The organism is Roseateles sp. P5_E1 (assembly GCF_054049335.1).
On the sequence record NZ_JBFUMN010000425.1, the window covers coordinates 1 to 538 of the forward strand.

The 538-nt window shown below is 70.3% G+C and carries 1 protein-coding gene; it reads right to left on the reverse strand.

Annotation, left to right across the window (positions count from 1 at the left end; translation table 11 throughout):
• A partial coding sequence (locus tag ACXJKJ_RS31890; RefSeq protein WP_457395733.1) for an FAD/NAD(P)-binding protein occupies positions 1–526 on the reverse strand: 526 nt, incomplete at its 3' end.
• Positions 527–538: the final 12 nt, after the last annotated feature.

The following is a 538-nucleotide window of genomic DNA, read 5'->3' on the forward strand; positions in this document are numbered from 1 at the left end:
CCACCACGCTGTCGGCCATGCTCAGGCCCGAGCCGATGATGGCCAGGTCGCCATCGCCGGCCAGCAGGCGCACGCCGTCGTAATCCCAGGCATCCACGACCTTGCCCGGCGGCAGCGCCTCGGCGCCGGGCACCGGCAACGGGCGCATGCTGTTGCCGCAGGCCAGCACCACCTGGCGTGCCTGCCACTGCTCGCCATTGGCCAGCGAAAGATGCCGGGGGGTCGACGCCGGCTGCAGACCGATCACCGCCTCGTGCACCACGCTCAGGCGTGCCGGGCTGGCCGCCTGTGCCTGTTCCAGCCGGGCCTGCAGGTACGTCGCGTAGAAGCGTCGCGGCACATACTCGGCCGCAAGCGCCTCACGCGACACCGCGGGGAACGCATCGACCTGCTGCAGGTAATCGAGGAAATCCTCGGACGCCTCGGGCAGCCCACTCATCTTGCCGGCCGGCACGTTGAGCAGATGCTCCGGCCACGGCGTGGCATAGGCGATGCCCTGGGCCAGCACCGAGGCCGGTTCGAACAAGGCGATGTGCAC